Source organism: Cupriavidus sp. CPT47-8839-RL05A (assembly GCF_058792255.1).
This window is the reverse complement of record NZ_JBYTEG010000003.1, coordinates 216,764-235,346: the sequence shown is the minus strand read 5'-3', so window position 1 is coordinate 235,346 and position 18,583 is coordinate 216,764. Positions and strand designations below refer to the sequence as shown.

Annotated in this window: 19 protein-coding genes; 7 read left to right on the top strand and 12 right to left on the bottom strand. The window is 67.8% G+C overall.

What is annotated here, in order from left to right; genetic code table 11:
- Both AC3WVS_RS04760 and AC3WVS_RS04755 read right to left on the bottom strand, forming a co-directional pair.
- On the bottom strand, nucleotides 1-969 hold the full coding sequence (locus AC3WVS_RS04760) for a tripartite tricarboxylate transporter substrate binding protein BugE (protein WP_013955671.1): 969 nt from the start codon (nucleotides 967-969) through the stop codon (nucleotides 1-3).
- A gap of 103 nt (nucleotides 970-1,072) precedes the next feature.
- Nucleotides 1,073-1,744 (bottom strand): chalcone isomerase family protein, encoded by a 672-nt coding sequence (locus AC3WVS_RS04755; protein WP_492317614.1) that lies wholly within the window; start codon nucleotides 1,742-1,744, stop codon nucleotides 1,073-1,075.
- Between the two features lie 180 nt (nucleotides 1,745-1,924).
- Here AC3WVS_RS04755 and AC3WVS_RS04750 point away from each other — a divergent pair, with 180 nt between their 5' ends.
- Nucleotides 1,925-2,818 (top strand): AEC family transporter, encoded by an 894-nt coding sequence (locus AC3WVS_RS04750; protein ID WP_492317613.1) that lies wholly within the window; start codon nucleotides 1,925-1,927, stop codon nucleotides 2,816-2,818.
- Here the strand turns inward: AC3WVS_RS04750 and queG are convergent.
- The gene (gene queG, locus AC3WVS_RS04745; protein WP_492317612.1) at nucleotides 2,815-4,020 is read right to left on the bottom strand and encodes a tRNA epoxyqueuosine(34) reductase QueG; all 1,206 of its coding nucleotides are present in this window, start codon (nucleotides 4,018-4,020) and stop codon (nucleotides 2,815-2,817) included. The genes AC3WVS_RS04750 and queG overlap by 4 nt on opposite strands.
- Nucleotides 4,021-4,036: 16 nt before the next feature.
- Between queG and tsaE the strand changes: the two genes are divergently transcribed.
- Nucleotides 4,037-4,549 carry a tRNA (adenosine(37)-N6)-threonylcarbamoyltransferase complex ATPase subunit type 1 TsaE gene (gene tsaE, locus AC3WVS_RS04740; protein ID WP_035826054.1) on the top strand — a complete coding sequence of 171 codons (513 nt, stop codon included), beginning with the start codon at nucleotides 4,037-4,039 and terminating at the stop codon, nucleotides 4,547-4,549.
- Nucleotides 4,543-6,045, top strand: coding sequence for an N-acetylmuramoyl-L-alanine amidase (locus tag AC3WVS_RS04735; RefSeq protein WP_010812247.1), 1,503 nt, complete (start codon nucleotides 4,543-4,545; stop codon nucleotides 6,043-6,045). Before tsaE ends, AC3WVS_RS04735 begins: the two co-directional genes overlap by 7 nt.
- A 58-nt stretch (nucleotides 6,046-6,103) precedes the next feature.
- Here AC3WVS_RS04735 and AC3WVS_RS04730 read toward each other — a convergent pair whose 3' ends face one another.
- A complete protein-coding gene (locus AC3WVS_RS04730; protein WP_492317611.1) occupies nucleotides 6,104-7,129 on the bottom strand; it encodes a bile acid:sodium symporter family protein in 1,026 nt (341 codons plus the stop codon).
- 103 nt (nucleotides 7,130-7,232) lie between these two features.
- Here AC3WVS_RS04730 and AC3WVS_RS04725 point away from each other — a divergent pair, with 103 nt between their 5' ends.
- On the top strand, nucleotides 7,233-8,150 hold the full coding sequence (locus AC3WVS_RS04725) for a LysR family transcriptional regulator (protein WP_340520069.1): 918 nt from the start codon (nucleotides 7,233-7,235) through the stop codon (nucleotides 8,148-8,150).
- 15 nt (nucleotides 8,151-8,165) lie between these two features.
- Here the strand turns inward: AC3WVS_RS04725 and AC3WVS_RS04720 are convergent, their stop codons facing one another.
- A complete protein-coding gene (locus tag AC3WVS_RS04720; RefSeq protein ID WP_492317610.1) occupies nucleotides 8,166-8,945 on the bottom strand; it encodes a class I SAM-dependent methyltransferase in 780 nt (259 codons plus the stop codon).
- 152 nt (nucleotides 8,946-9,097) lie between these two features.
- Between AC3WVS_RS04720 and AC3WVS_RS04715 the strand changes: the two genes are divergently transcribed.
- A complete protein-coding gene (locus tag AC3WVS_RS04715; protein ID WP_492317609.1) occupies nucleotides 9,098-9,910 on the top strand; it encodes an MmyB family transcriptional regulator in 813 nt (270 codons plus the stop codon).
- Nucleotides 9,911-9,928: 18 nt separating this feature from the next.
- On the opposite strand, the gene AC3WVS_RS04710 is transcribed toward AC3WVS_RS04715, so the two are convergent.
- From AC3WVS_RS04710 to AC3WVS_RS04680, 7 genes are all read right to left on the bottom strand, one after another.
- On the bottom strand, nucleotides 9,929-10,687 hold the full coding sequence (locus AC3WVS_RS04710; protein WP_492317608.1) for a 3-hydroxyacyl-CoA dehydrogenase: 759 nt from the start codon (nucleotides 10,685-10,687) through the stop codon (nucleotides 9,929-9,931).
- Nucleotides 10,688-10,873: 186 nt separating this feature from the next.
- The gene (adk, locus tag AC3WVS_RS04705; RefSeq protein WP_211980755.1) at nucleotides 10,874-11,539 is read right to left on the bottom strand and encodes an adenylate kinase; all 666 of its coding nucleotides are present in this window, start codon (nucleotides 11,537-11,539) and stop codon (nucleotides 10,874-10,876) included.
- Nucleotides 11,540-11,922: 383 nt separating this feature from the next.
- Entirely contained in the window at nucleotides 11,923-12,732 is an 810-nt protein-coding gene (gene kdsB / locus AC3WVS_RS04700; RefSeq protein WP_010812254.1) for a 3-deoxy-manno-octulosonate cytidylyltransferase, read from the bottom strand.
- A 9-nt stretch (nucleotides 12,733-12,741) separates the two neighbouring features.
- Nucleotides 12,742-12,948, bottom strand: a complete 207-nt coding sequence (locus AC3WVS_RS04695) for a Trm112 family protein (protein ID WP_492317607.1) — start codon at nucleotides 12,946-12,948, stop codon at nucleotides 12,742-12,744.
- A complete protein-coding gene (lpxK, locus tag AC3WVS_RS04690) occupies nucleotides 12,929-14,032 on the bottom strand; it encodes a tetraacyldisaccharide 4'-kinase (RefSeq protein WP_492317606.1) in 1,104 nt (367 codons plus the stop codon). The genes AC3WVS_RS04695 and lpxK overlap by 20 nt, the downstream gene beginning before the upstream one ends.
- Before the next feature lie 150 nt (nucleotides 14,033-14,182).
- On the bottom strand, nucleotides 14,183-14,614 hold the full coding sequence (locus tag AC3WVS_RS04685; protein WP_492317605.1) for an ExbD/TolR family protein: 432 nt from the start codon (nucleotides 14,612-14,614) through the stop codon (nucleotides 14,183-14,185).
- A 21-nt stretch (nucleotides 14,615-14,635) separates the two neighbouring features.
- Nucleotides 14,636-15,256 (bottom strand): MotA/TolQ/ExbB proton channel family protein, encoded by a 621-nt coding sequence (locus AC3WVS_RS04680; RefSeq protein WP_035822108.1) that lies wholly within the window; start codon nucleotides 15,254-15,256, stop codon nucleotides 14,636-14,638.
- A gap of 1,072 nt (nucleotides 15,257-16,328) precedes the next feature.
- Here AC3WVS_RS04680 and xseA point away from each other — a divergent pair.
- Together xseA and sodB are read left to right on the top strand one after the other, a co-directional pair.
- Nucleotides 16,329-17,714, top strand: a complete 1,386-nt coding sequence (gene xseA / locus AC3WVS_RS04675; RefSeq protein WP_492317604.1) for an exodeoxyribonuclease VII large subunit — start codon at nucleotides 16,329-16,331, stop codon at nucleotides 17,712-17,714.
- A 211-nt stretch (nucleotides 17,715-17,925) separates the two neighbouring features.
- Nucleotides 17,926-18,507 carry a superoxide dismutase [Fe] gene (gene sodB, locus AC3WVS_RS04670; RefSeq protein WP_010812260.1) on the top strand — a complete coding sequence of 194 codons (582 nt, stop codon included), beginning with the start codon at nucleotides 17,926-17,928 and terminating at the stop codon, nucleotides 18,505-18,507.
- Nucleotides 18,508-18,583: the final 76 nt, after the last annotated feature.

The following is an 18,583-nucleotide window of genomic DNA, read 5'->3' as shown; positions in this document are numbered from 1 at the left end:
TCATTGCTCCAGCTTGATGTTCTGCACCTTCACAAGATTCTTCATCTTGTCGAATTCCTTCTTGATCTCGGCCGCATGCTGCGCCGGCGTGTTGCCCGACGGCTCGGCGCCGGCGGTGCGCAGGCGCTGCTGGAAGTCCTTGTCCTGCAGGGCCTTGACGGCGGCCTCGTTGAGCTTCTTGATGACGTCGTCAGGCGTGCCGGCCGGCGCCACCAGGCCGTACCAGGCCGGGTCGTTCGGCTCCTTCAGGCCCATTTCGCCGAAGGTCGGCACGTTGGGCATGGATTCCAGGCGCTTGTTCCAGGCCACCACGATCGGGCGCAGCTTGCCGGCCTTGATGTAGGGGATCGAAGAGGGCAGGTTGTCCACCATGATCGGCACCTGGCCGGCCAGCACGTCGTTCAGCGCCGGGCCCGCGCCGCGGTACGGGATATGGACCATGAAGGTCTTGGTCGAGACCTTGAACTGCTCGCCCAGCATGTGGCCGAAGCCGCAGGTGCCCGACGAGGCGTACGAATACTTGCCCGGGTTGGCCTTCAGCACGGCCAGGAACTCCTTGTAGTCCTTGGCCGGGAAGTTCGGGTTCACGGCGATCACGTTGGCCACGTTGGCCAGGTTGGTGATGGGCTTGAAGTCCTTGATCGGGTCGTACGACAGCTTGGGGTTGCAGGCCGGGTTCACGGCCATGGTCGAGACCGTGGAGATGCCGATGGTGTAGCCGTCCGGCGCGGCCTTGGCGATCGCGTCGGCACCGATCGAACCGCCCCCGCCGGCGCGGTTCTCCACCACCACGGGCTGGCCCAGGATGCGGCTCATCTGGTCCGCGGCGCCGCGGCCGACGATGTCGGTGGTGCCGCCGGGTGCGAACGGAATGATCAGTCGGATCGGCTTGGTGGGGTAGCTCTGGGCCTGCGCCGCGGTGGCGGCGGCGGCCAGGGCCAGGGTCAGTGCGAGTTTGCCAGCTTGCATGAGATCATGTCTCCCGTCAGGAAATCCGGGCAGGGTGCCGCCCGGAAGAAAAAAAACCGTCGCAGTGCCACAGGTGGGGCCGTGCGTCGGCAGCGTAATTGTGTCAGCCGCCCAGCAGCCCGCGCTTGACCTCGGCGTCGACCGGGCGCTCGCCCAGGAAGACCCGCAACACGGCCTGGTAGAAGTCTTCGCCGGGGATCGGCCGGCCGCGAGGCGTGCCGTTGATGGCGATGACGGTCCCCGTCTGCGGGGAAAAATCCAGGTTGATCACGTCGCCCTTGTGCGCGGTGCCGACCTCGCCCAGGGTGCGCTCGAACTGTACCAGCCGCGCGGCCAGTTCCTGCATCTGCTGTTCGCTGTGGTTGTTGCGGATGCCCTGGCGGATGGCGCGCACGACGTCCGGCGGTTCGGTCTCGCGCAGCATGCGCAACTGTAGCCGCTTGGCGCCGGGCGTGCCCAGCACCAGGGCCGCGTTGCGGGCCTTCTCCTGCAGGTACAGGGCGGCCACGTAGCCCTTGGCCAGGAAGCCCGCGCGCAGGGCGGTGCCGTTGAGCTGCAGCTCCTTGCCGCCCACGCGCGCCGCATCGTCAAAACGTATCCCCTCGATCTCCACCGAGCGCGCCGGCACCGGTACGGCGCCCGCGGCCGTGGCGGCGCACAGCGCCACCAGCACGGCGGCCAGGCGCAGGCAGCGGCCCGGGTGCAGACCAGGGCGGAAGGGGGCTCGGAGGTGGGTGTCCGGGCGCGGCGGCGCGGACCGGGTGCGGGACAACATGGCGGCAGGCGTACAACTTGGCATGCCATGCTGGCCTAAATCTGGAAAAATACCTATCCGTATCTGCCCTAGTCCGCACATTACGGTTTTTTGCCGTTATCTACCGCCGCCGCCGCATTCCCGAGCGACGGCCCGCAGGGCAGCTGCCGCGTCATGCCACCGCCACTACAACAACGATAAATGTCTTCTGCTCTCCTGCTGGTCCCGGACTTCAGCCTGATCCTCATCGGCTGGCTGCTGGTGCGCTATACCCCGTTCGACCGTGCCTTCTGGGGTGGGGTGGAGCGCCTGGTCTACTTCGTGCTGTTCCCGGCGCTGCTGCTGCAGTCGACCAATACCGCGGTGCTGGATTTCTCGTCGACCTCGGCCATGCTGGGGCTGGCGCTGCTGGTGATGGCCACCGGCATGGCCGGCGGCTACGCCGTCAAATGGGTGTTGCGACCGGACGCGCTGAGCTTTGCCTCGGGCCTGCAGACCGCGTTCCGCTTCAATTCCTATATCGGGCTGGCGCTGGCCTCGCGCCTGGGCGGCTCCGAGGGGCTGGCGCTGATGGCGGTGATCGTCGGCTGCACGGTGCCGCTGTGCAATGTGGCGGCGGTGTGGGCGCTGGCGCGGCACGGCCAGACCGCACTGTGGAAAGAGCTGGCGCGCAACCCGCTGATCCTGGCCACTGCCGGCGGCCTGCTCACCAACCTGATGGGGCTGCATGCGCCCGAGGTGCTGGGCATGACGCTGAACCGGCTGGGCTCGGCCTCGACCGCGCTGGGGCTGATGACGGTGGGTGCCGGGCTGCAGATGAGTGGCGCCACCGGTACCGCCGGCCCGGTGGCCTGGTGGACCGGGGTCAAGCTGCTGGCGATGCCGTGCGTGGCCTGGCTGGTGGGGCGGCACCTGCCGCTGACCGTGCTGCAGTACCAGATCGTGGTGCTGTACGCCTCGCTGCCCACGGCCTCCAGCGCCTATATCCTGGCGGTGCGCATGGGCGGCAACGGGCCGATGGTGGCGGCGACGATTTCGCTGATGACGGTGGCGGCGATCGTGACCACGCCGCTGTGGCTGGCGCTGGTCAGTTAGTCCGGCGGCGGGCCGCCTTGCGCCAGGGCCCAGTCGATATGCTCGCGCACCAGCGGCGTGGCGCTCTCGCGCCGCTCCAGCAGCGCTGCGCGGATGCGCGCGGCCAGGGCCGCGTCTTCGGCGCGTGTGCCTGACTGCGCCGCGCGCAGGCTGTTGCCCAGCCCCACCGCCAGGTTGCGCAGCCAGCGCTCATGGCCGATGCGGCGGATCGGGCTGCCTTCGAGCCGCTGGTTGAATTCCGCTTCGGTCCACTGGAACAGCGCCACCATGTCGGGCGCGTCGAGCCCGTTGCGCACGTCGAAGTCCGGCACCATGGCCACATGCGCGAACTTGTTCCACGGGCAGGCCAGCTGGCAGTCGTCGCAGCCGTAGACGCGGTTGCCCATGGGCGCGCGGAACTCCACCGGAATCGGGCCCTTGTGCTCGATGGTCAGGTAGGAGATGCAGCGGCGCGCGTCCAGCCGGTACGGCGCCACGATGGCGCGCGTGGGGCAGATGTCCAGGCAGCGGTGGCAGTTGCCGCAGTGGCCGGACTCGGGGGCGTCGGCCGGCAGCGGGATGTCGACCAGGATCTCGCCCAGGAAGAACATCGAGCCGCCGTCGCGGTCCAGCAGCAGCGTATGCTTGCCGCGCCAGCCGAGCCCGCCCTGGCTGGCCAGCGCCACTTCCATGACGGGTGCGGAATCGGTAAAGACGCGGTAGCCGAATTTTCCGATTTCGGCCTCGATCCGGCTGGCCAGCTGCTGCAAACGGCTGCGCAGCACCTTGTGATAATCGCGGCCGCGCGCATACAGCGACACCACCGCCGTGGCCGGATCGTCCAGCCGCGCCAGCTCGTGCCGGCGCCAGTCGGTGGCGCCGGCCTGCGCGCCGGCAGCCGGAATGTACGGCATCCGCGCCACGATCGCGCGCACGGTGCCGGGCACCAGTTCGGCCGGCCGGGCGCGCCGCAGGCCGTGGTTCGCCATATAATCCATGTCGCCGTGGTAGCCCTGTGCCAGCCACGCCATCAGCCCCGGCTCGGCATGACTGAGGTCGACATCGGCGATGCGCACCGAGGCAAAGCCCAGTTCCGCGCCCCATGCGCGGATCGACGCGGCCAGTGCCGCAAGTTCCCCGGGGCCCGCGGCCAGGTGGGCGGCGGTGCCGGGAACGGGGGTAGGTGGCGCATCTGCCTGCCCTGGGGCGACTCGGTCGATCATCCCTGAATTGTACGCAATGCCCTTGCTCGAAGAACGCACCCTGACGCTGCCCGACGAAGCCGCCACCGCGCGCCTGGGCGCCGCGCTGGCCGCCGCCGTGCAGGCCATGCCGCCGCGCACGGTGCATGTGCAGCTGTCCGGCGACCTGGGCGCCGGCAAGACCACGCTGACGCGCGCGATCCTGCGCGCGCTCGGCCATGCGGGCAAGGTCCGCAGCCCTACTTACACGCTGTGCGAGCCTTACGAGGTGGCCCGCGCCGACGGCTCGCCGCTGACGGTCTACCACTTCGACCTGTACCGCTTTGCCGATCCCGAAGAGTGGATCGACGCGGGTTTTCGCGACTGCTTCGCCGAACCGGCCTTCAACCTGGTCGAGTGGCCGGAAAAGGCCGGCCGCCTGCTCGGGGAACCGGATCTCCATATGTTGCTCCAATCGGACATGGCCGGGGCGGATGACGCCGGCGAGCGGCGGATCGCGACGATGCGCGCCTATACTCACACTGGACTTACCCTGCTGAACGCATGCTGATCAAGCGACTTGCCACCGACCGCCCCGATGGACCCGACGGCCTGCTGCAGGCGCGCCGCAAATGGATGGCGCAGGCACTGAAGCTGGGCGCGGGCACGGCCGTGCTGACCCTGGCCGGCCCGCAGATCGCGTTTGGCGCCGGCATCGTCGCGGTGCGCGTGTGGCCGGCCGAGGACTACACCCGCGTCACCATCGAATCCGATTCCCCGCTGGCCGCCGTGCACCAGATGATCCGCGACCCCGACCGGCTGGTGGTGGACATCGACGGCCTGGACCTGTCGCCCACGCTGCGCGAGCTGGTGGCCAAGATCACTCCGAACGACCCCTATATCCAGACCGTGCGCGTCGGCCAGAACCGCCCGCGCGTGGTCCGCATGGTGTTCGACCTGAAGGAAAACGTGGCGCCGCAGGTGTTCACGCTGGCGCCGATCGGCAGCTACCGCAACCGCCTGGTGTTCGACCTGTACCCGGTCAATCCGCCCGATCCGCTGTGGAAGCTGGTGCGCGACACCGAGGAAAAGCAGCGCCGCTTCGCCACCTCGGACCCGGCACCGGGCAACGACGGCATCGCCGGCGCGCCGGCCGGTGCCGAGGAAGACGCGATCGGCGCGCTGGTGCGCCGCTTCGACGAGAAGGGCGAGGTGCCGCCCACCACCGCGCCGCTGCCGCCGCCGGTGGCCTCGGCCCGGCCCAGGCCGTCCGCACCGCCGGTGCCGAGCCCCAATGCCCCGGTGGTGCCGCCGGTCGCACGCGACAACCCTACCGCCGAACGGCCCTTCAAGATGCGCCGCCTGCTGACCGTGGCGATCGACCCCGGCCACGGCGGCGAAGACCCGGGCGCGATCGGCGCCGCCGGCTCGCGCGAGAAGGACGTGGTGCTGCAGATCGCGCACCGCCTGCGCGCCAAGATCGATGCCCAGCCCAATATGCGCGCGATGATGACGCGCGACGCCGACTTTTTCGTGCCGCTGAACGTGCGCGTGCAGAAGGCGCGCCGGGTGCAGGCCGACCTGTTTGTATCGATCCACGCCGATGCCTTCTTGTCGCCCGAGGCGCGCGGCGCGTCGGTGTTCGCGCTGTCCGAACGCGGCGCCTCCAGTACCGCGGCGCGCTGGCTGGCCAACAAGGAAAACGCCTCCGACCTGATCGGCGGCGCCAATATGGGCAACAAGGATGCGCAGGTGGCGCGCGTGCTGCTGGACCTGTCCACCACCGCGCAGATCAATGACAGCCTGCAGGTCGGCAAGGCCGTGCTGGGCGAGATCGGCGGCATCAACAAGCTGCACAAGGGCAGCGTCGAGCAGGCCGGGTTTGCGGTGCTGAAGGCGCCGGATATCCCGTCGATCCTGATCGAGACGGCCTTTATCAGCAATCCGGAAGAAGAGCGCAAGCTCAACGATAACGCGCACCAGGAGCAGCTGGCCAATGCGATCCTGAAGGGGATCCGGTCTTACTTCGCGCGCAATCCGCCGCTGTCGAAGAATCCGTCAGTGTGAATCTGGCGGGCACAAAAAAACCGGGGCATGCCCCGGTTTTTTTTCATGGCTGCGTGCCTCAGGCCCGCGCCGCGGCCTGGTCCTCCAGCAAGGCATCGCGGTTGGCATAGCGCGACGCGATCACCGAGCATACGATCAGCTGCAGCTGGTGATAGACCATCAGCGGCAGCACCAGCAGGCCCAGCGCGGGATGGCCGGCGAACAGGATCTTGGCCATCGGGATGCCGTTGGCCAGGCTCTTCTTGGAGCCGCAGAACACCGCCGTGATCTCGTCCTCGACAGAGAAGCCAAGGCGGCGCGCAGTCAGCGTGGTAAAGCCCAGCACCACGAACAGCAGCACCGCGGCGATCAGCATCACTGCGCCGATGGTCTGCCACTGGTACTGGTGCCACAGGCCCTGGGCGGTGGCGTCGCAGAATGAGGAATAGACGATCAGCACGATCACGCCACGGTCGATCTTGTTGGTGATGTGCTTCTTCTTCGCCAGCCAGCTGCCGATCAGCGGACGCAGCAGCTGCCCCAGCGCGAACGGCAGCAGCAGTTGCAGCGCCACCCCGGTGAGCGCCTTGCCCAACGGCATCGAGGCGCCGCTGGCGCTGATCACCAGCCCCATCAGCAGCGGCGTGACCAGCATGCCGATCAGGCCCGAGATGGTGGCGTTGAAGATCGCTCCGGACACATTGCCGCGCGCCATCGAGGTCATGGCCACCGACGACGATACCGTCGACGGCAGCGCGCACAGGAAGAACACGCCCAGCAGCAGGTCCGGCGGCAGCGTATTGCGCAGCGACAGCATCAGCAGCACGCCTACCACCGGGAACACCACGTAGGTAAAGGTCTGCACGAAGACATGGAGGCGCCAGTGCTTGGCGCCCGACACCAGCTTGTCGCGCGAGAGCGCCGCGCCGTGCAGGAAGAACACCAGCGCCACGCCCAGGCCGGTCACCACGCCCAGGTGCAGCGGGCCATCGCCGGCGCCGATTTCAGGGGCGGCCAGCGCAATGGCGATAGCCGTCAACATGACGAGGACGAAGCCGTCGATCAGGTCATAAAGTTTCTTGAGCTTGCGGACAATACGAGACATGACTGCGGGTGGATCCTGCGATGTTAGGGTTTTGCCTAGTATTGGACGCCAGCCAAGTCTAGAATGCAAATTCATTTATAGAATCTATTTATCCGGGCGTTGCATGAATTACACACTGCGCCAGTTGCGCGTCTTCCTGGCCGTGGCCAATACCGGCGGCTTCAGCCGGGCCGCCGATGTGGTCGGCCTGACCCAGCCTGCGGTCAGCCGCGGCGTCGCTGAGCTGGAAGAGGCACTTGGCGTGCGCCTGCTGGACCGCACCACGCGCGAGGTGGTGCTGACCGAGGCCGGCCACGCGCTGGCGCCCGCGCTTGAGCGGCTGCTCGGGCAGCTCGACGACACGCTGGAAGAGACGCGCCAGCTTGGCGAACGCTATCGTGGTCGCGTAGTGATAGCTGGTGCGCCGACGATCTCGGCCCGGCTGATGCCGATGTACGTGGCCGCCTGCGCCGCCCAATACCCCGAGATCCGCCTGACCGTGCGTGACAACGTGCAGGCCGACGGCCTGGAGCAGGTGCGTGCCGGCGCGGTGGACTTTGGCGTGCTGATCGATCCGCTGGTGCGCGACGGGCTGGTGGTGGAGCCGGTGGCGACCGACCCGTTCTGCTTTGTCTGCCGGCGCGACCATCCGCTGGCGCAGTCGGCCTCGGTGCCGTGGTCGGCGCTGCATGGGATGCAGCTGGTGCTGCTGGACTTTGCCTCCGGCAGCCGTCCGCTGATCGACCGCGTGTTCGGCCGGCATGGCGTGGTGCCGCTGGTGGTGCAGGAGCTGGGCCACTCGGCGAGCGTGTTCGGCATGGTCGAGGCCGGCATCGGCGCATCGGTGCTGCCGTCTTTCTCACTGCCGCTGCCGGCGGCGTCGCCGCTGGTGTGGCGCCCGCTGGTGCCGTGCGAGGAGCGCAGCATCGTCATGGTCCGGCGCGAGGACCGTTCACTGTCGCCGGCCGCGGCGGCCGTGTGGGACCTGGTGCGCCGCCTGACCGTGCGCGCCGAGGCGCCCGCAATGAGCGCCGCGGCCTGACCCGGTCTCACTCTGTCAACGCGCGGTGACCATCACCGCTTCCAGTTCAAAGCTGCCGTCGGCCTGCACGCGATAGTGCTCACGCACTTCCGTCGGCGCCATCTGCCACAGGTGGCGGATGGCCTCCACGGCCACCGGCGCGGTGCGCATGCGCCTGACCCAGCTGTCGAACTCGATGCCGATGCGCCAGATGTCCGATACGGCGATGCCATCGGCGCCAAAGCCCGCCGCCTCGAACATCGACCGCCACCCCGCCGGCGTGTAATCGCGCACGTGCGAGGGATCGCGCAGCAGTTCCACCGATTGCAGCCAGGTATCGCGCAGCGGATCCGGCGCACCGGCAATATCGATCAGCACCACTTTGCCGCCGGGCTTGAGCACCCGTCGGATCTCGGCCAGTGCCGCCGGGACGTCGCGCCAGTGGTGCGCGCTCATGCGCGAGACCACCGCGCAGAAGCTGGCATCGTCGAACGGCAGCTGTCCGGCAGCGCCCTGGCGCGTGCGGATATTGGCCAGCCCGCGCTCGCGCGCCGCGGCCTCGACCACGGCCAGCATGTCCGCCGACAGATCGTAAGCCGTCACTTCGCCCGCAATCGCTGCCGCGGCGAAGCTGGCATGGCCCGCGCCGCAGCCCAGGTCCAGCACGCGGCTGCGCGGGCGGTTGGCTGCGGGGATCAGCACGGCCAGTTCGTCTTTCAGTTGCTGCAGGTCCGCGCCGCTGGCGTGGACGGCGCTGGTGAGGTAGGCGCTGGCGGTGGCGCCGAACTGGGCGGCGACGAGTTCCTGCTGTTGCATGGTGCTGGGCTCCTTGGACCACGCCCTAGTCATGGGCGGCCTTCTTGTTGGGGAGGGGACTTGCCCGCGAGGCGGGTTCGGCATACTGTAGGCGGGCAGTTTTCCCGGTACAAGTTACCGATTTATCCTGGTATAAGCGACACCAGCCTGTCATGCCCTTGTCTGCCGATCCCGCTGTTGTCCCGTCTGCATCGCCATCGTCGCGCGAATCCGTGCTGGGCGCTTTCCTGCGTGCGCACCGTGAACGGCTCGCGCCGGCCGATGTCGGGCTCGCACCGGGCCGGCGCCGCCGCACCCCCGGCCTGCGCCGCGAGGAAGTCGCGCAACTGGCGGGCTTGAGCGCGACCTGGGTGACGTGGCTGGAGCAGGGGCGGCCGGTATCGCTGTCGGCACGCGCGCTGGCCAGCCTGGCTGCCGCGCTGCGGCTGTCACGCGCCGAGCGCGCCTACCTGTTCGAACTGGCGGGCCGCCGCGACCCGCAGCAGGCCGCGGACGAAACCGTGCCGCGGGTGGTGCTGGCCAGCGTGCATGCCATTGGCGGGCCGGCCTACCTGCTCGACCGGCAATGGAACGCGCTGGCCTGGAACGCCGCCGCCGCGGACCTTTTTATCGGCTGGCTCGATGCCGCCAGCGCCGAGCGCAACCTGCTGCGCGCGATGTTCCTGTCGCCGGGGCTGATGGCGCTGGTGGAAGACTGGCCGCACCGCGCGGCACGGCTGGTGGCGGAATTCCGCGCGCACAGCATCCGCCATGCGGACGAGGCGCCGACGCGAGCCTTGATCGAGGGGCTGATGGCAGAGAGCGCGGCCTTCCGCGATGCCTGGCTGTCGCAGGACGTGGAAGACCGCGAGGGCGGCCGCCGCGGCTTTCACCATCCGCAGCTGGGCGCGCTGCAGTTCGAGCAGCTGACGCTGGTGCCGGCGGCGGCGCCGGGCTTGATGCTGGTGATGCTGCTGCCCGGCTGAGCGGGCAGCGCCGGGGCTTTACTTGGGCTGCATCCGGATCGCGCCGTCCAGGCGGATCACTTCGCCATTGAGCATGGTGTTCTCGATGATCGAGCGGGCCAGCTTGGCGTACTCCGCCGGGCGGCCAAGGCGCGGCGGGAACGGCACCATCCTGCCGAGCGCGTCCTGCACTTCCTGCGGCATGCCCAGCAGCATCGGCGTTTCGAAGATACCCGGGGCGATGGTCATGCAGCGCACGCCGTCGCGCGACAGGTCGCGCGCAATCGCCAGCGTCATCGCCACCACGCCGCCCTTGGACGCGGCATAGGCGGCCTGCCCGATCTGGCCGTCAAAGGCCGCCACCGACGCCGTATTGATGATCACGCCGCGCTCGCCTTCGCTGTCGGGGGTGTTTTGCACCATGGCCGCGGCGGCCAGGCGGATCATGTTGAAGGTGCCGACCAGGTTGATGCGGATGGTCTTGTCGAAGGCTTCCAGCGGATGCGGGCCGTTCTTGCCGACGGTCTTGTTGGCGGTGGCGATGCCGGCGCAGTTGACGATGCCCGAGAGCCGGCCCAGTGCCTGGGCGGCGGCCACCACCGCCTGGCCGTCGGCCTCGGAGGTGACGTCGCAGCGGACGAACTGGCCGCCCAGTTCAGTTGCCAGCGCCTGGCCGTCGGCCTCGTTCAGGTCGGCGATCACGACCCTGGCGCCGGCTTCGGCCAGCATGCGGGCGGTGCCTGCACCCAGGCCCGAGGCGCCGCCGGTGACGATGAATACGTTGCCTTGGATTTGCATTTGGGGTTGTCTCCTTGGATTGGGTATTTGTTGCCGTTTACGTAAACGTCAATTCGTTGGCGGTATTTTACGGGGTGGTGGGGGATGTGCAAGGGGTGGGATTGCTAGGCGGGCTCGGAATCAATCGGCCAAAACAAAAGCGGCCCAAAGGCCGCTTTCACAACACCAGGCAGAGCAGGCGAAAAATTACTTCAACGCTTCGAACACCCGCGCGGTAATGTCATCGACATTGCCCACGCCCAGGATCTTGCGGTACTTCGGCGGCGCCACCTTGGCGGAAGCATCTCCCTTGGCAGCCCAGTCCGAGTAGTAATCCACCAGCGGACGCGTCTGCTGCGAATAGACATCAAGACGCTTCTTGACCGTCTCTTCCTTGTCATCGTCACGCTGGATCAGCGCCTCGCCGGTCTCGTCGTCCACGCCCTCGGTCTTGGGCGGGTTGTACTTGACGTGGTAGGTGCGGCCCGAGGCCACGTGCACGCGGCGGCCGCTCATGCGCTCGATGATGGCGTCGAACGGCACGTCGATTTCCAGCACGTAGTCGATTGCCACGCCCGCTTCCTTCATCGCCTCGGCCTGCGGAATGGTGCGCGGGAAGCCGTCGAACAGGTAGCCGTTCTTGCAGTCGTCTTCCTTGAGGCGGTCTTTCACCAGGCCGATGATGATGTCGTCCGACACCAGTCCGCCCGCGTCCATGACCTTCTTGGCTTCTACGCCCAGCGGGGTGCCGGCCTTTACCGCGGCGCGCAGCATGTCGCCTGTGGAGATTTGCGGAATGCCGAACTTCTCGCAGATGAACTTGGCTTGCGTGCCTTTGCCGGCGCCGGGCGCGCCCAACAGGATCAAACGCATTTACGGGTCCTCAGAGTTTTTAATCTGGTGTGGCGGGAGATCAGAAGGAGGGTAACGCCGTAACTTGACGCAGGACTTACTGCGGTCCTGATGCGTTCTGACTGCGTTCAGCGCGGGCACTGCTCAGGCGTACCCACGCATACGGCCGGCGGCGGCTGCCAGGGGGATGGCGGCGCGGCACACCGGACGGGCTCTATCTTTATCTCCCCACCGAGCCTTGGCCGGCGGCACGCTTGCGCATGCCGGCCGGGCGGCTCTGTATCGGCAAGCATTATGCCATGAGGCGGCGCCAAATCGGCCCGAAATCCGCCCCCTGGTTCAGGTTGCAGCTGTATGAACCTGAGCGGGCAGGCGCCCGCGCGGGTCACTTTCCCGCGGTTGGGTCAGGGCCCTTCCTGGGCCATCGACTGCGCCCACAGCGCGCGCACCCGTTCCAGGTCGGCCGGGGTGTCGACCCCGGGGGCCGGCGCGGCGCTGGTCTGCAACACCGCAATGCGCTCGCCATGCCACATGGCGCGCAGTTGCTCCAGCGCCTCGGTCTGCTCCAGCGGCGCCGCCGCCAGCGTCGGGAAGCGGCGCAGGAAGCCCGCCCGGTAGGCGTACAGCCCGATATGGCGCAGCACCGGCATGCCGGGCAGCGGCACCTGTGCCAGCGCCGCGGGCACGGCCGGCACGCCCGACCAGGCATCGCGCGCCCACGGGATCGGCGCGCGCGAGAAGTACAGGGCGCGGCCGGCGGCGTCGCACACCACCTTGACCACATTGGGATTGAAGACTTCGGCGATGTCCTGCAGCGGATGCGCCGCGGTGGCGATGGCGCAGTCGGCGTGGTGCGCCAGGTGCAGCGCCACCTCGTCGATCAGCGACGGTTCGATCAGCGGCTCGTCGCCCTGCACATTGACCACGATGGCGTCGTCGGCCAGGCCCAGCTGGGCGGCAACTTCAGACAGGCGGTCGGTGCCGGAAGGGTGGTCGGCGCGGGTCAGCACGGCTTCGATGCCGTGCGCGGCGCAGGCCTGCGCCACCGCGGGCGCATCGGTGGCGACCACGGTGCGCTGCGCCGACGACGCATGCGCGCGTTCGGCCACGCGCACGATCATCGGGCGCCCGCCGATATCGGCCAGGGGCTTGTCAGGCAGGCGCGTCGAAGCGAGCCGCGCGGGAATGACGACAGTGAACGCCGGGACGGTCATGGCGCGCACTCAGTTGCCGGAGGCGGGGGCGTCCGGGTTGACCACGCGGCCCGGCACCGACTGGCGGGCCTCGTCGGCCAGCATCACGGGGATGCCGTCGCGGATCGGGTACGCCAGCTTGTCGGCGTGGCAGATCAGCTCCTGCGCGGCGCGGTCGTATTCCAGCTTGCCCTTGCACAGCGGGCAGACCAGGATTTCAAGCAGCCGGTTGTCCATCTCGGTGTTCCTCGTTGCGCCCTGCGGCGCCGGGCGTGGTTGCCGGCGCGGTCGGCGCGGGTTTGATTTGCGCCAGCACGGCGCGGCGGATTTTTTCGATCAGGCCGGCATCGATCACGGGCCTGGTGGGGACGACCCAGATGCGCGGGTCGTCGAAGCGCTCGCATTTTACGGCATCCTTCTCGGTGATCAGGATCACGTCGGCGTCGAGCGCGTCGGGATTGTCAGCGAACGGGTCGGCGACAAAGTCATAGTGATCCGGCAGCGGCAGCGTCTTCGGTGTCAGGCCCGCGCCGCGCAGGCTGGCGAAGAAGCGCTCGGGGTTGCCGATGCCGGCCGCGGCCAGCACGCGCCGGCCGGCAAAGGCGCTGACCGGCCGCGCCATGGTGGGGTCGGCCAGCTGCCAGGCATCGTCCAGCTCCAGCCGCATGCCGTACATGCCGGGGCGGTCGGCCGTGGCGCGGAAGTTGGGGTCGTTGATCAGGGTCGCGTCGCGCGGGCGCGAAAGCGGCTCGCGCAGCGGGCCGGCCGGCAGCAGCAGGCCGTTGCCGCCCATGCGCGAGTCGAACATCACGATCTCGAAGTCGCGCTGCAGCTTGTAGTGCTGCAGGCCATCGTCGAGCAGCAGCACATTGACGCCCGGGTGCGATACCAGCATGGTCTGCGCGCACAGCGCGCGGTCGGGGAAGACCCAGACCGGCACGTCGGTGGCGCGCGCAATCAGGAGCGGCTCATCGCCTACGTCGGACGCCTTTGATGTCGGCTTCACGCGGCGCGGGTGCTTGAGTTCCACGCCGTAGCCGCGCGACACCACGCCGGGGCGCAGCCCCGCCTCGGTCAGCGCTTGTGCCAGCGCGATCACCGCCGGCGTCTTGCCGGTGCCGCCCACGGTCACGTTGCCGACCACCACCACCGGCATCGGCAGCCGCGTCGACTTGAACCAGCCGCGCTGGTAGCCATGGCGGCGCACCCGCGCGATCAGCCCGAACAGCAGCGAGAACGGCAGCATCACCCACGCGAACCAGCCGCGGCGTTGCCACTGGGCGGTCACGAAGTCGGCAAGGGCATGTCGGGGAACGGGCATGGGCGCGGCGGGCGGTGGAGTCGGTGGTTGGGATGGGATTGTAGTGCGCCCGCGGCTTCGCTCCCTGGGGGCGCGGGCGGCTCAACCATTATGGGCATTGCACAGCGCATGCGGCAAGCCCGCCGGCCGCATGCGCCACGGCGCCCGGGGTCAGCGCGGCTGCGCGCTCTGCGTGGCGAAGGTCAGGCGCGACAGCCCGGCTAGCCGCGCGGCCTCCATCACGTTGATCACGGCCTGGTGGCTGGCCTGCGCGTCGGCATTGACGATCACCACCGGCGGCTGGCCGCCGGCACTGGTGCCCGAGGCGGCGCGCAGCTGGTCGGCCAGGCTGGTGACGTCCTTCTGCTCCATCACCTGCCTGTTGACCGAGTAGACCCCGCGCGACGACACCGACACCACGATTTCCTGCGGCCGCTGCTGGGAGCGCTCGGCGTCGGCGGTGGGCAGCTGGATCTGCAGCTCGGTAAAGCGCGAGTAGGTGGTCGTGATCATCAGGAAGATCAGGATCACGAGCAGCACGTCGATCAGCGGGATCAGGTTGATCTCCGGCTCTTCGCGCCGCTGGCGGGAACGGAAGTGCATGGCGTTCGTTCCGTTCGGCGATCAGGCGCGGCGCTGCGGCAGGATTGCGTCGAGGAACGACGTGGCGCGGAATTCCAGCTCGGCCACGTAGTCATCCACGCGGCGGCGGAAGTAGCGCCAGAAGATCAGCGCCGGGATTGCCACGATCAGGCCGAAGGCGGTGTTGTACAGCGCCACCGAGATGCCGTGTGCCAGCTGTTCAGGGCTGGCGCCGGTGCCGCCCTGGCTGCCGAAGATCTCGATCATGCCGATCACCGTGCCCAGCAGGCCCATCAGCGGCGCCACCGAGGCGATCGTGCCGAGCGCGTTCAGGTAGCGCTCGAGCTCATGCGCGACCACGCGGCCGGCTTCCTCTACCACGTCCTTGGCGGCATCGCGCGAGGTGTGCGGCTGCAGCACCACGTGGCGCAGCCCGGCGGCCAGCACCCGGCCCAGCGGCGAGTTCTGCTCAAGCGTGTTGACCACTTCCGGCGTGGCGCGGCGCTGCTGCGCGGCCGCCAGCGCCTCTTCATAGAGCCTGGCGGGCAGGACCTTGCTGCGCTTGAGGGTAAGAAAACGTTCGACGATCAGCGCCAGCGCGATGACCGAGGCGAGCAACAGCGGCCAGATCGGCCAGCCGGCCGCTTGAATGATGGAAAACAATTGGACCCCCGGGATCGACAACCGAATAACAAAACCCCAAACCACCTGGACGGCATGCCTTGATGCGCGTCTGGCCGCTGGCGGCGCGCGCTCCGGCATTGCTCTGAAAAATCAGGCGCCACTCTAACCTGCGCCCTGTCGCACGGCAAGACGGCACCCGGCGCTGTCTCGGCCACGCATCGCTCGTGCCGGTCCATTTCCACAGCAAAGCGGGACAGTGTTGTGGATCGATTGTGGAAAGCCGCCTGACAAGCGTGCTAACACATTGATCCATAAGGGTAAAGATGTTCCTGCCTAATTTTTGTGCAAATGCCTGCCGCAAGCCCTGCGGCGCATGGTGCACGCCGCCAGGCACCGATTTCCACAACCTGACGAGGCGCGTCGGTGTGCTGGCGCACCGTCCAGTGCGGCTTTCCACACAGCGCCGGGACAGGATTGTGGAGCGCTTGTGGAAAGCTGCCTGAGAGGTCATCTAAGTTATTGATTTATAAGGCAGCACCATGGGTTGCTTAAAAAACAGGCAAACGGGTGTATCAGCGCTGCGCTCGGTCGATGGGGCAGCAGGCAGGACAGAAATCGGGTTTTTCCACATTCCGCAGGGAGAGCATTGTGGACGGCCTGTGGACAAATCCGGGAGAAGCGGGTTAACCCATTGATTTTTATAGCCTCCCAGGGTCCTGCCCAGAAATTGTGCAAATGCAGCATGGACGCTGCGCCGCGGACGGCCGGCAATGCTCCGATACGCCACGCGCCGGGTTGGTCGCTTTCCATGGGACCGCAAGCGGGGTTGGGGCCACTTACGCTGGAAAAGTGTGGTTTACGGCCCGTTTTATCCAGAGAAGCTGTGGATAACTTTGTGAACAAGCCTGCCGGGCGCTTTGTAAGTGATTGATGCAAAAGAGAATTGGTTATATTGCCTAATTTTTGTTTTACGCGTAAAGCTCATAAGAATCAAAGGGTTGCACGAACCCATGCGCCTTTCGGGGCAGGCCGCCGGCATCAGCCCTACCCCCTTGACATAGAGGTTATGCTGTGGACATGTCCCATTCACGCCGCTTGCCACCAGTGCGCCATGCCAGACTTGCCGAATTTTTCGCGTGACCCTTCCTCCACCACGCTGCGCAGCGGCCGCGACGTCATCCCTGTCGGTGAGCTGAACCACACAATCGCCAGGCTGCTCGAACGCAGTTTTCCGCTGGCCTGGGTGCGCGGCGAGGTTTCCAATTTCACGCGCGCCGCCAGCGGGCATTGGTATTTCTCGCTCAAGGATGCACGCGCGCAGATCCGCTGCGTGATGTTCCGCGGGCGCAACCAGCATGTCGACTTCCAGCCGCGCGAGGGCGAGGCGGTAGAGGTGCGCGCCGTGGTCACCATGTACGAGGCGCGTGGCGAGGTGCAGCTGGGCGTGGAGGCAATGCGCCGGGCCGGGCTGGGCAACCTGTACGAAGCCTTCCTGCGCCTGAAGGAAAAGCTGGCGCAGGCAGGCCTGTTCGCGCCGGAGCGCAAGCGCCCGGTGCCGGCGCATCCGCGCACCATCGGCGTGGTCACCTCGCTGCAGGCGGCGGCGCTGCGCGATGTGCTGACCACCTTGCGCCGGCGCGCGCCGCATGTGCCGGTGCTGATCTATCCGGTACCGGTGCAGGGCGCGGGCGCGGCGCAGAAGATCGCCGACATGCTCGATGCGGCCAGCGCGCGGCGCGAGTGCGACGTGCTGATCCTGTGCCGCGGCGGGGGCAGCATCGAAGACCTGTGGTCGTTCAACGAAGAGGTGGTGGCGCAGGCGATTGCGCGCTGCGCGCTGCCGGTCATCTCCGGCGTGGGCCACGAAACCGACTTCACCATCGCCGACTTTGTCGCCGATGTGCGGGCGCCCACGCCGACCGGCGCGGCCGAGCTGGTCAGCCCGGATCGCGCGCACCTGCTGGCACAGGCGATGCGTGCGCGCGACGCGCTCACGCAGTGCATGCGGCGCGGACTGGACCTGCGCGCGCAGCACCTGGACTGGCTGGCGCGGCGCGTGCGCAGCCCGCAGGCGCAGCTGCAGGAGCGGCGCGCGCGCGTCGACAATCTGGCGCGACACTTGCGCTCGGCATTGCGCGACACGGTGGTGTCGCAGCGCCACCGCCAGCAATTGCTGGCGATGCGCTGGAGCGCGTGCCGTCCCGATGCCAGCGCCGCCCACGCCGACGTGGCCCGCCTGTGGCAACGCCTGCAGGCCGCCGCCGTGCGCCAGCACGAGCGCGCCGGCCAGCGCCTGGCGCGCAGCGCCGGCGCGCTCGAGTTGCTGGCGCCGCAGCGCACGCTGGAACGCGGCTATGCGGTGCTGCTGGACCAGCGCGGACGCGCGCTGCGATCGCCCGCCGAGATCCGCGCCGGCAGCGTGCTCGAAGCGCACCTGGCCGAGGGCGTGGCCGACCTGTCGATTGCCGGCGTGCAGGCCAAGCTGCCGGATTTCTGAGCGCCTGCGCGGCCCGGGAACGCCTCCCATTCGCGATGCCGCGGCGGGCGCGAAACGCTCAGGCAATCCGGGCGAAAATCCCCCCGGAAACCCCTGCCAGGACAAACTAACATCGGAGCAGGGGGCTTTGTCCCGCGGTTTGCGCGGGTCTTGCAAGTCCCCTACAATCGGCAATTCCGGACCCACAACCCCAACCCACAGAGACAGAACAATGGAACACAAGCTCCCCCCGCTCCCGTACGCGCATGATGCCCTGGCTCCGCATATCTCCAAGGAGACGCTGGAGTTCCATCATGACAAGCACCACCAGACCTACGTCACCAACCTGAACAACCTCATCAAGGGCACCGAGTTCGAGAACTCGACCCTGGAAGAGATCGTCAAGAAGTCGTCGGGCGGCATCTTCAACAACGCTGCCCAGGTGTGGAACCACACCTTCTACTGGGATTCGATGAAGCCCAACGGCGGCGGCCAGCCGACCGGCGCGCTGGCTGATGCCATCAACGCCAAGTGGGGCTCGTTCGACAAGTTCAAGGAAGAGTTCACCAAGACCGCCGTGGGCACCTTCGGTTCGGGCTGGGCCTGGCTGGTCAAGAAGGCCGACGGCTCGCTGGACCTGGTGTCCACCTCCAACGCCGCCACCCCGCTGACCACCGACGCCAAGGCGCTGCTGACCTGCGACGTGTGGGAACATGCCTACTACATCGACTACCGCAATGCCCGCCCGAAGTACGTCGAGGCATTCTGGAATGTCGTGAACTGGGACTTCGCCGGCAAGAATTTCGCTGGCTGATCCGCGGATCATGCTTGCAGCAAGAAAGGGCCATCCGGCCCTTTCTTGTTTTTGGGCGCGCATGGGGCGGGATCGG

Coding starts and splice junctions, on each gene's coding strand:
- AC3WVS_RS04760 (WP_013955671.1), bottom strand. CDS start 969: ATGCAAGCTGGCAAACTCGCACTGACCCTGGCCCTGGCCGCCGCCGCC.
- AC3WVS_RS04755 (WP_492317614.1), bottom strand. CDS start 1,744: ATGTTGTCCCGCACCCGGTCCGCGCCGCCGCGCCCGGACACCCACCTC.
- AC3WVS_RS04750 (WP_492317613.1), top strand. CDS start 1,925: ATGTCTTCTGCTCTCCTGCTGGTCCCGGACTTCAGCCTGATCCTCATC.
- queG (WP_492317612.1), bottom strand. CDS start 4,020: ATGATCGACCGAGTCGCCCCAGGGCAGGCAGATGCGCCACCTACCCCC.
- tsaE (WP_035826054.1), top strand. CDS start 4,037: ATGCCCTTGCTCGAAGAACGCACCCTGACGCTGCCCGACGAAGCCGCC.
- AC3WVS_RS04735 (WP_010812247.1), top strand. CDS start 4,543: ATGCTGATCAAGCGACTTGCCACCGACCGCCCCGATGGACCCGACGGC.
- AC3WVS_RS04730 (WP_492317611.1), bottom strand. CDS start 7,129: ATGTCTCGTATTGTCCGCAAGCTCAAGAAACTTTATGACCTGATCGAC.
- AC3WVS_RS04725 (WP_340520069.1), top strand. CDS start 7,233: ATGAATTACACACTGCGCCAGTTGCGCGTCTTCCTGGCCGTGGCCAAT.
- AC3WVS_RS04720 (WP_492317610.1), bottom strand. CDS start 8,945: ATGCAACAGCAGGAACTCGTCGCCGCCCAGTTCGGCGCCACCGCCAGC.
- AC3WVS_RS04715 (WP_492317609.1), top strand. CDS start 9,098: ATGCCCTTGTCTGCCGATCCCGCTGTTGTCCCGTCTGCATCGCCATCG.
- AC3WVS_RS04710 (WP_492317608.1), bottom strand. CDS start 10,687: ATGCAAATCCAAGGCAACGTATTCATCGTCACCGGCGGCGCCTCGGGC.
- adk (WP_211980755.1), bottom strand. CDS start 11,539: ATGCGTTTGATCCTGTTGGGCGCGCCCGGCGCCGGCAAAGGCACGCAA.
- kdsB (WP_010812254.1), bottom strand. CDS start 12,732: ATGACCGTCCCGGCGTTCACTGTCGTCATTCCCGCGCGGCTCGCTTCG.
- AC3WVS_RS04695 (WP_492317607.1), bottom strand. CDS start 12,948: ATGGACAACCGGCTGCTTGAAATCCTGGTCTGCCCGCTGTGCAAGGGC.
- lpxK (WP_492317606.1), bottom strand. CDS start 14,032: ATGCCCGTTCCCCGACATGCCCTTGCCGACTTCGTGACCGCCCAGTGG.
- AC3WVS_RS04685 (WP_492317605.1), bottom strand. CDS start 14,614: ATGCACTTCCGTTCCCGCCAGCGGCGCGAAGAGCCGGAGATCAACCTG.
- xseA (WP_492317604.1), top strand. CDS start 16,329: ATGCCAGACTTGCCGAATTTTTCGCGTGACCCTTCCTCCACCACGCTG.
- sodB (WP_010812260.1), top strand. CDS start 17,926: ATGGAACACAAGCTCCCCCCGCTCCCGTACGCGCATGATGCCCTGGCT.